The 8,872-nt window shown below is 74.2% G+C and carries 9 protein-coding genes; 8 read left to right on the forward strand and 1 reads right to left on the reverse strand.

All coding sequences use genetic code 11. The features are described from left to right. Positions 1 to 136 precede the first annotated feature (136 nt). The 8 genes from ABZ914_RS40350 to ABZ914_RS40385 all read left to right on the forward strand — a co-directional run bounded on the left by ABZ914_RS40350 (position 137) and on the right by ABZ914_RS40385 (position 6,297). Entirely contained in the window at positions 137 to 781 is a 645-nt protein-coding gene (locus tag ABZ914_RS40350; RefSeq protein ID WP_500199860.1) for a LysE family translocator, read from the forward strand. Between the two features lie 59 nt (positions 782 to 840). Beyond that, positions 841 to 1,725 carry a DUF881 domain-containing protein gene (locus ABZ914_RS40355; protein WP_500199862.1) on the forward strand — a complete coding sequence of 295 codons (885 nt, stop codon included), beginning with the start codon at positions 841 to 843 and terminating at the stop codon, positions 1,723 to 1,725. Positions 1,726 to 1,860: 135 nt separating this feature from the next. Then, positions 1,861 to 2,193, forward strand: coding sequence for a small basic family protein (locus ABZ914_RS40360; protein WP_173092574.1), 333 nt, complete (start codon positions 1,861 to 1,863; stop codon positions 2,191 to 2,193). Beyond that, entirely contained in the window at positions 2,190 to 2,969 is a 780-nt protein-coding gene (locus ABZ914_RS40365) for a DUF881 domain-containing protein (protein ID WP_500199863.1), read from the forward strand. Before ABZ914_RS40360 ends, ABZ914_RS40365 begins: the two co-directional genes overlap by 4 nt. A gap of 307 nt (positions 2,970 to 3,276) precedes the next feature. After that, the gene (locus ABZ914_RS40370) at positions 3,277 to 3,810 is read left to right on the forward strand and encodes an FHA domain-containing protein (protein WP_500199865.1); all 534 of its coding nucleotides are present in this window, start codon (positions 3,277 to 3,279) and stop codon (positions 3,808 to 3,810) included. Between the two features lie 53 nt (positions 3,811 to 3,863). Next, entirely contained in the window at positions 3,864 to 4,583 is a 720-nt protein-coding gene (ftsR, locus tag ABZ914_RS40375; protein ID WP_206700390.1) for a transcriptional regulator FtsR, read from the forward strand. A 141-nt stretch (positions 4,584 to 4,724) separates the two neighbouring features. Continuing rightward, positions 4,725 to 5,195 (forward strand): bifunctional nuclease family protein, encoded by a 471-nt coding sequence (locus ABZ914_RS40380; RefSeq protein WP_151546279.1) that lies wholly within the window; start codon positions 4,725 to 4,727, stop codon positions 5,193 to 5,195. Positions 5,196 to 5,691: 496 nt separating this feature from the next. Continuing rightward, complete coding sequence (locus ABZ914_RS40385; RefSeq protein WP_190868711.1) at positions 5,692 to 6,297, forward strand: MerR family transcriptional regulator; 606 nt, start codon at positions 5,692 to 5,694, stop codon at positions 6,295 to 6,297. 45 nt (positions 6,298 to 6,342) lie between these two features. Here ABZ914_RS40385 and ABZ914_RS40390 read toward each other — a convergent pair whose 3' ends face one another. After that, entirely contained in the window at positions 6,343 to 8,805 is a 2,463-nt protein-coding gene (locus tag ABZ914_RS40390) for a lysylphosphatidylglycerol synthase transmembrane domain-containing protein (RefSeq protein WP_500199868.1), read from the reverse strand. Positions 8,806 to 8,872 lie beyond the last annotated feature (67 nt).

An 8,872-nucleotide genomic window follows, 5' to 3' on the forward strand; every position in this document is an offset into this window, starting at 1 on the left:
GCCGCAGCCGCCCGGCGGCGATGTCGGCGGCGACCGCGTCGGCCACCCGCCGGTAGTCGTCCATACGGCTCCCAGGATTGCACCGAGTTCAATCTCATCATTGCACCGAACAAATCGGACGTCTAGCATCGGTGCAATGATCTCCCCAGCGGCCCTGGCGGCCATCGCCCTCGTCGCGCTCGGGCTCGTCCTCACCCCCGGGCCGAACATGATCTACCTGGTGTCGCGGTCGGTGACGCAGGGCCGGCGCGCCGGGCTCGTCTCCCTCGGCGGCGTCGCCCTCGGCTTCGTCCTCTACGTCGTGGCCGCCACCGCCGGGATCACGACCGTCTTCCGGCTCGTCCCGCCCGTGTACACGGTGCTGAAGCTGGCGGGCGCCGGGTACCTGCTCTGGCTGGCCTGGCAGGCCGTCCGGCCCGGCGGGACCGCCGTGTTCGCCCCCAGGGAGCTGCCCGCCGACCCGCCGCGGCGGCTGTTCGCCATGGGCCTGGTGACCAACCTGCTCAACCCCAAGATCGCCATCCTGTACGTGTCGCTGCTGCCGCAGTTCGTCGACCCCTCCCGCGGCCACGTCGCCGTGCAGAGCCTGCTGCTCGGGCTCACCCAGATCACCGTCGCGATCACCGTGAACGCCCTCATCGTGCTCGGCGCCGGGAGCATCGCCGCGTTCCTCACCCGCCGCCCCGCCTGGCAGCGCGTCCAGCGCTACCTGATGGGCTCGGTGCTGGCCGGCCTCGCCGTCCACATCGGCCTCGACCGCACCCGCGCCGCCGTCGCCTAGCGCCGCGCCGGAGCGCGGCGGACCCGGCCCGATTTGGCGGGCCTTGCCATCATGGTGCGATGATCGCGCGACGGCGGGGACGGGACGAGGCGGAGCGGGCGGACGGATGGCGCCGCCCCGACGCCTCCATGTCCCTGCTGTCGGACCTGTTCTCCGGCAAGCTCCTCGACCCCGGCTACGCCGAGGCGGCGGCGCGGCGCGCGGCGTCCGGCGGGACGCGCCCGCGCGGCGGGCGGCTGCGGGGCGGCGGCGTCCTCGCCGTGCTGACCGCCGCGGGCGTCCTCATCGCCGTGGCCGGCGTCCAGGTGCGCCGCAGCGAGCCCGTGGCCGCCAAGGAGCGCGCCCGCCTCATCGACCAGATCCACGCCCGCACCGGCGAGACCGACGCCCTGCAGCGCCGTCTCGACGGGCTGCGCGCCGACACCGGCCGGGAGCGGGCGGGCGCCCTGGAGCGCAGCGCCGCCGGCCGCCGCGTCCGCCGCGACCTCGCCGCGCAGGCCGCCGCGGCGGCCGCCGAGCCCGCCTCCGGCCCCGGGCTCGTCGTCACCGTCGGCGACGCGCCCGGCGACGGCGGCGGGGACTCCGCCGGCCGGGTCTATGATCAGGATCTCCAGGTGCTGGTCAACGGGCTCTGGGCGGCGGGCGCCACGGCCATCGGGATCAACGGGCGCCGGCTCACCCCGGTCACCGCGATCCGCACCGCGGGGGAGGCGATCCTGGTGGACTACCGCCCGCTGACCGGCCCGTACGAGGTCACGGCGCTCGGCGACCCGGACCGCGTGCGGGACGCGTTCACCGGCTCCGCCGCCGACCGCAGGCTGCGCGACCTCGAGGAGCGGTACCGCATCCGGTACGACGCGCGCCGTACGTCCGGCGCCCGGCTGCCCGCGGCGGGCGCGCTGGGGCTGCGCTACGCCGTGCCCGCTCCGAGAGCGGGCGGGTGACGCGATGACCGGGCACACGAAGACCACGGTCGGAACGGTCGCGCGCAGAATGACCGCCCAAGGAACGACCGCCCAAGGAACGACCGCGCACGCGGCCGCCGCGGCCGCGGCGCGCACGGAAGGGACGGCCAGGGAATGATCGCGCTGATCGGGCTGGTGATCGGCGTGGTGCTGGGCCTCCTCCTGCACCCCGACGTCCCGCTGTGGCTCCAGCCCTACCTGCCCATCGCCATCGTCGCGGCGCTCGACGCCATGTTCGGCGGCGTCCGGGCCCGGCTCGAGGGGATCTTCGACGAGAAGGTGTTCGTCGTGTCCTTCCTCAGCAACACCGTCATCGCGGCGCTGATCGTCTTCCTCGGCGACGAGCTGGGCGTCGGCTCGCAGCTGTCCACCGGCGTCGTCGTCGTCCTCGGCATCCGGATCTTCTCCAACGCGGCCGGCATCCGGCGGAAGCTGTTCGGCGCATGAGCGGGGACGACGCCCATGAGCGGCCCGAGGCGCCCGACCGGCCGGAGACCCCCGAGCGGCCTCCTGAGCGGCCCGCTGAGCCGCCGGACGAGCCGCCCCCGCCCCTCACCGGGGTGATGGCCCTGCTGCGGCCCAGGGCGAGCTGGGGGCAGCTCATCGGCGGGCTGCTGTGCGTCCTCGTCGGCTTCGCGGTGGCCGTGCAGGTCCGCTCCACCAAGCGCGACACCACGTTCGCCACCGCCCGGCAGGACGAGCTGGTCGGCATCCTGGCCGATCTGGGCCAGCGGTCCGAACGGCTCCGCGGCGACATCCGCGACCTAGAGGAGACCAAGGCCGAGCTGCAACGCGACGCCCAGGGCGGCGCCGCCCTGGAGGAGGCGCGCAAGCGCGCCACGACCTACGGGCTCCTGGCGGGCACGCTCCCCGCCGAAGGGCCCGGCATCCAGATGGTCGTCCAGGACCCGCGCGGCGGCGTCCGCGCCGGCGGCCTCCTGGACGCGCTGGAGGAGCTCCGTGACGCCGGCGCCGAGGTCGTCCAGGTCAACGACGTCCGCGCCGGGGTCGACACCTACTTCGTCGACGCCCGCGACGGCGTCCTCGCGGACGGGAGCACGCTGCGCGCCCCGTACACGTTCCTCGCCATCGGCGACCCCCACACCATGACCACGGCGCTCAACATTCCGGGCGGCGTGGTGCGGACGCTGCGGGCCGCCGGCGCCACCGTCTCGATCACCCCGCGCGCGAAAGTGACCGTGAGCGCGATACGGTCTCCGTAAGAGGGAACGGGGGGAGCGGTGAACGGCCGTCCCGGGACGTCGCGATCGGCGCCGCCCGCGCGGCGGCGTAGACCGGCGATCATCGGCACGGGTACCGTGGTGCGGTCGGTTCACCGTTCCGGTTGACCCCTCGGGCAATACCCGCGTAAGTTGCGGCGACCGTCGCGTGCGCGGGCGGTGAGCAGGACCGTGGTCGGGGGCGGGTCCCCGGCGTGGGTTGGGTGAAGGATGCGCGTGGCGCACGCGGCTCCCGCGGCAGCGGGGCGTTCGCGGGCGGCGCGCCGATGGTAGGAGGCCGAGCCGATCTATGCCGAGCGTCTACTGCACGCAGTGCGGTCACGCCAACCCGGATGATGCCCGCTTCTGCTCGAACTGCGGCACCCCGCTGACGCGGGGCGCCCAGCCGCCGATCTACCGGGAGTCGCCCGGCGAGTCGACCTCCACGATCTCCATCGGCGGGTTCGAGGCGCTGGACACCGGCCATGAGGTCGAGGAGCAGCCCGGTCCGGACCAGACCGCCATGGAGGCGCTCCCGCCCGGGACCGCGCTGCTGGTCGTCAAGCGGGGGCCGAACGCGGGGAGCCGCTTCCTGCTCGACAAGGACCGCACCTCCGCCGGACGGCACCCGGAGAGCGACATCTTCCTGGACGACGTCACCGTCTCCCGCCGGCACGCCGAGTTCGCCCGGCACGGCGGCACCTTCTCGGTCCGCGACGTCGGCAGCCTGAACGGCACCTACGTCAACCGGCAGCGGATCGACCAGGCCGGCCTGTCCGGCGGCGACGAGGTCCAGATCGGCAAGTTCCGGCTGGTCTTCCTGACCAACCCGGCGCACGCCTGACGAGGACCGGAGCGGCGGGGGAGCACGGGGTCTCGGCGACGATGGGAGGGCCCTTGAACGCGCAGCCGGCCCGGTCCCCGATGACCATCGGGGACGTCCTCGGGCTGCTCAGGAGCGAGTTCCCCGACATCACCATCTCCAAGATCCGGTTCCTGGAGTCGGAGGGGCTCGTGGAACCGGAGCGCACCCCCGCCGGGTACCGCAAGTTCGGCCCGGCCGACGTGGAGCGGCTCCGGTTCGTGCTCACCGCGCAGCGCGACCACTACATGCCGCTGCGCGCGATCCGGCAGCACCTGGAGGCCCGCGACCGCGGCGAGGCCGTCCCGCCGCTCGGCGCCCGCGCCGAGGAGCCCGCCCGGCGGCCCCGCACCCTGGTCGCGGCCGGCGCCGACGCGCCGGACCCGGCCGTCCGGCTGACCCGCCGCCAGCTCCTGGACGGCGCCGGCATCGGCGAGGACCTGCTCGGCGACCTGGAGGAGTACGGGCTCGTCCGGCGCAACGGCACCCACTACGACGGCGAGGCCCTCACCGTGGCCCGCGCCGCCGCCGCGCTCGGCGAGCACGGCTTCGAGGTCCGCCACCTGCGCGCCGCCAAGGCCGCCGCCGACCGGCAGGCCGGGCTGATCGAGCAGATGGTCGCCCCGCAGCTGCGCCGGCGCAGCCCGGGCGCGCACGAGCAGGCCGCCGAGACCGCGCGCGACATCGCCGCGCTCTCCGTCCGGCTGCACGCCGCCCTGCTGTCGGCGGGCCTTCGCGAAAGCCTCGACCCCTGATCAGGGGGTCCGGGGAGGCATTTGCGGCCCGCCGCCGCGCCACCCTGTCCGAGCCTGGGTGTACGTTGGGCTACAGGATTCGTCGAGGATCCGTCCGGTGCACGTGGTGATCGAGACAGCGTCGACCAGCAGGGAGCCGCAGTGAAGCAGATGGAGGTCGTCGGCGTCCGGGTCGAGATGCCCTCCAATCAGCCCATCGTCCTGTTGAAGGAGACGGAGGGCGAGCGCTACCTGCCCATCTGGATCGGGGCGGTCGAAGCGACCGCGATCGCCTTCGCCCAGCAGGGCGTGCTGCCCGCGCGCCCCCTCACCCACGACCTGTTCCGGGACGTGCTCGACGCGCTGAGCGTCCAGCTCCGCACCGTGAACATCACCGACCTGCGCGAGGGGATCTTCTTCGCGGACCTGGTCTTCTCCAACGGCGTCGAGGTGAGCGCCCGCCCGTCCGACTCCATCGCCCTGGCGCTGCGCACCGGCGCGACGATCTTCGCCAGCGAGGACGTCCTCGAGGAGGCCGGCGTGGCCATCCCCGACGAGCAGGAGGACGAGGTCGAGAAGTTCCGCGAGTTCCTCGACACCATCTCCCCGGAGGACTTCGGCCGCGCCGGCTAGACCGCGCCGCATCGGCCGGACCGCGCCGCGCCGGCTGGATCGCACCGCGCCGCACCGGTAGTCCGCGCGCCCTAAGGGGCCGCCGTTCCGACCTTCCGTCCGGACCCGCGGTACGGGCGCGCCCGGCGCTCCGCGGCACGTCCCGCCTGTTCGAGCGGGCATCGGTTACGCTGTGTGATGGAGCGGTGCGGGCCGGACTTGGCGGATGGAGTGGGGAATGTCACTTCAGGGTGTAAGTTCATGCCGTGCCGCGATTGGTCTTGCATTGCCCTGGACCTGGCAGTTTCCGAGGGGTGACCATCGGGGTAGGAGTGCGTTGGCGGCTAAGGTGCGCAGTTTGCCCACGTGAAGCCGGTTCATCCGGGCATGCGACGCGCCGACGGTGAACGTTGACCACACCCTGACCGGCACCTACCGTGCTGGTGGAACACCCGTGGTGTAATTCGTCAAACCCCCTTGACGAAGCGCCACGGGCTGATAGAAGCCGGAGGTCCGCGTGGCGGTGAGCAGCGGCGAGGGCAAGGCGACCCCCGAAAGGCACATGGCGTCACAACGCGCCGGAGAGCAGGGCCTGCTCTTCGACACGCAGGTGTCCGCGCCGCCGGAGGACGTCGGCTACCGCGGCCCGACGGCGTGCGCGGCGGCGGGGATCACCTACCGGCAGCTGGACTACTGGGCCCGCACGAAGCTGGTCGAGCCGAGCGTCCGCGCGGCGCAGGGATCGGGCAGCCAGCGGCTCTACAGCTTCCGCGACATCCTGGTGCTGAAGGTCGTGAAGCGGCTGCTGGACACCGGGGTGTCGCTGCAGCAGATCCGCACCGCCGTGACGCACCTGCGCGACCGCGGCGTCCAGGACCTGGCGCAGATCACCCTGATGAGCGACGGGGTGAGCGTCTACGAGTGCACCTCCGCCGACGAGGTCGTGGACCTCCTCCAGGGCGGGCAGGGCGTCTTCGGGATCGCGCTCGGACGGGTATGGCAGGAGGTGGAGGGAAGCCTGGCGGAGCTTCCCGGCGAACGCGCCGCCACCGACGACCCGGACCCTCTCGAACACCCCCACGATGAACTGGCGAACCGGCGGCGCGCCCGCCGCACCGGCTGACCCTTCCCGCGAGCCCGCGGCCGCCCCCGGACGACCCCCGACCCCTCAGATCGCCTCCTTGCGCTGGAGATAGGCGAACGCCGCCCAGCCCGGCAGCACGGGAAGCCACAGCGTCAGCAGCCGGTACAGCAGCACCGCGGACGTCGCCGTCTCCGCGGTCAGCCCCGAGATCGTCAGCGCCAGCGTCAGCGCGCCCTCGACGGCACCGAGGCCGCCCGGCGTCGGCACCGCGGAGCCGACCGCGTTGGCGGTCAGGAACACCACCACGACGGCCGTCCAGGGGAGCGACCCGCCGAACGCCCGGATCGAGGCATCCAGGCAGACCACGTACGCCACCGTCAGCCCGACCGTCCCGCCGAGCCCGGTGGCGAGCTTGCGCGGCGACTGCAGGACGTCCACGAGCCGCGGCACCACGCCGGAGAACATCGCCCGCAGCCGGGACGTCGCGAACCGCCGCACCCGCGGGATCGTCAGCGCCGCGCCGGCGGCCAGCCCCAGCGCCAGCACCACGATCATGATCGTGCGGGACGGCGCCAGGTCCTTGGTGGCGTTGTGGGTGGAGCCGGTGAGGAAGCCGAACAGCGCCAGCAGCAGCACGTGCACCACCAGCCCGACCAGCTGGGACGCGCCGACGCTGGCGACCGCGAGACCCGAGCGGATGCCGGACCGCTGCAGGAAGCGGGTGTTGATCGCCACGCCGCCGACCGCGGCCGGCGCGACCAGCTGCACGAACGACGCGGCGAGCTGGACCAGCACCGTCCGCCCCAGCGGCAGCCGCTCCGGGACGAAGCCCAGCAGCATGTACGCCGCCGCGAGATAGGTGGCGGCGGACCCGGCGAGGGCGATCAGCAGCCAGTGCCAGGTGACGGTCGACAGCAGGTGCGCGAAGTCGAGGCTCGCGACCTGCGGGAGCACGATGTACCCGGCGACGGACAGGCCGACGATGCTGAAGATCGTCCGGGGCCGGAAGCGCTCCAGCCGGACCGGCGCCGCCTCCGTCTCCGGCTTCAGCGCCACGATCTGCTCCCGGATGCGGGTCAGTAGCTCCCGGTCGCGGCGCAGCGCCGTCCGCGTCGACCGCGACAGCGCCACCCGCTGCAGCAGCGGCACCGCCGCCGGCAGCGCGTCCTCGCCCAGCGCCGACGCCGCGGTCCGCACCGCCCGCTCGGGGCCCGCGCGCAGCGCCACGGTGGTGAGCAACTGCGCCAGGTCGAGCCGCAGCGCCAGGTCGCCGGCCGCGATCTCGCCGGACCGCATGTCGGTGAGGTAGGCGCGGCCGTCGTCGCCGACGAGGATCGCGTCCTCCTCCAGCCGCCGGTGCGCGAGGCGGCCCTCCTGCAGCCGCCGGAACTGCCGCCACACGTCGGCGAGCAGGGTGTCGGTGACCTCCTCGTCCCGGACGTCCCCGAGCCGCCGCCCCGGCACGTGCTCGTAGGCCAGCAGCGCCGCCTCCGTGCCGACCTCCGACGTCCCCACCAGCCGGGGAGTGCGCGCGCCCACCGCGTCCACCGCGTACGCCATCAGGGACTCCAACTCGAGGGAGCGGCGCAGCGGGCGCAGCGCCCGGCCCGTGGTGGTGCGGCTCAGCCGCAGCGTCCGCCACATCCGGTACAGCAGCCCGGCGGTCTGCTGGTCGCGGTCGAGGACCCGCACCTCCAGGTCCCACCGGCCGGGCCGCCGCTCGCCCGGCGCGCGGCACCCCTCGTCCCGCCGGTCGAGGACGACGCCGTAGCGGCGGTCCGCGGCGGCGTCGCCGGGATCGTCGAGGCGCGCGGCGCGGCGCGGGCACAGCCCGAGCCGCTCCAGCGTGGAGACCACCGTCGTCCCGGTCGGGCGCGGGTTGGGCGTTCCGACCGCGTACAGCGTCCCGTAGCCGATCGCGCGGCCGAGCAGGTAGGTGGCCGCGAGCGCGGCGACCGACGCGTACGACGCGGTCAGCCCGGTCAGCGCGGCCAGCCCGATGAGCGTCCACGTCACCGCCTGCCAGCGGGTCCGCCCCGCCATCCCGACCGCCGTGACGAACGCGATCACCGGGGCGATGTCGGTGTGCACCGGGGCCGTGCTGGTGCCGCCCCAGATCAGCGAGTCCAGCACCCCGCCCGGCGCGGCGCTGGTCACCCAGTCGTCCAGCCCGACCGTGATCCCGAACGCGATCACGGCGGCCAGCAGCGCGATCGCGACACGCATGCCGTCCTTGCGGAACAGCCGCTCGACCGCGAACGCGATCGGCACCGTCAGCACCCCGAAGCTGGACGCCAGCGTGGCCAGCGACAGCAGCAGGCGCGGGGCGTGCGCCGTGCCCTGCGCGATGTCGGTCTGCAGCCCGTGCGTGGTCTGCTGCGCGATCGACACCAGCAGCATCACCACGGCCAGCGCGACGCACGAGACCCCGAACCTGATCGCGTCGGCTGACCGGCGGATCCGGTCCGGCTGGGCGGGCTCGTCCACGGGGACGCCGGCGGTCGCGCCCGTCGCCGGGCGCACCGCCCCGCCGTGGGTCTGTGTCACGCCGTACCGCCGCCCTGACCGTCCGCCATCGTGATCAGCGTCCCAGGGCCGGCGGCGCGCCGCCAAC

The sequence above is a fragment of the Spirillospora sp. NPDC046719 genome, from assembly GCF_040645715.1.
Classification (GTDB): domain Bacteria; phylum Actinomycetota; class Actinomycetes; order Streptosporangiales; family Streptosporangiaceae; genus Spirillospora.

Bases quoted from the DNA above. Each gene is read 5' to 3' on its own strand.
- ABZ914_RS40365 (WP_500199863.1), top strand. From the start codon at position 2,190: ATGAGCGGGGACGACGCCCATGAGCGGCCCGAGGCGCCCGACCGGCCG.
- ABZ914_RS40370 (WP_500199865.1), top strand. From the start codon at position 3,277: ATGCCGAGCGTCTACTGCACGCAGTGCGGTCACGCCAACCCGGATGAT.
- ABZ914_RS40350 (WP_500199860.1), top strand. From the start codon at position 137: ATGATCTCCCCAGCGGCCCTGGCGGCCATCGCCCTCGTCGCGCTCGGG.
- ABZ914_RS40355 (WP_500199862.1), top strand. From the start codon at position 841: ATGATCGCGCGACGGCGGGGACGGGACGAGGCGGAGCGGGCGGACGGA.
- ABZ914_RS40360 (WP_173092574.1), top strand. From the start codon at position 1,861: ATGATCGCGCTGATCGGGCTGGTGATCGGCGTGGTGCTGGGCCTCCTC.